Annotated in this window: 1 pseudogene; it reads left to right on the plus strand. The window is 52.1% G+C overall.

The window, feature by feature from the left end:
- Positions 1-218, plus strand: a pseudogene (locus tag H261_RS26450) (hypothetical protein); the annotation flags it as partial.
- Between the last annotated feature and the right edge of the window lie 68 nt (positions 219-286).

Raw genomic sequence — 286 nt, forward strand, 5'->3', positions numbered from 1 at the left:
TGCTTACCGATAACGGCGGCGGGGAATTGTCCGACATCCATTGGCAAACGGTCCTGCACCACCTTGGGTTCGTCGCCTTGATCGTATGGTTGAGCGATCCCCGTGACTTGGCATTGGTCAGGAAGGCGTGTCGTGAGGTGGAGGGGATGGTGCCTGAGTTCAAAGATGGGGAGATTGGACTGTTGCATTCAGGCCACGACAACCAAAAAAGAAACTGAATTTCATGGGGTCCATATTGTTTGCCGCTTTGCGTTGACTGTAAATGTGTTGGCACGCGATTGAACTA

The sequence above is a fragment of the Paramagnetospirillum caucaseum genome (assembly GCF_000342045.1).
Classification (GTDB): Bacteria; Pseudomonadota; Alphaproteobacteria; order Rhodospirillales; family Magnetospirillaceae; genus Phaeospirillum; species Phaeospirillum caucaseum.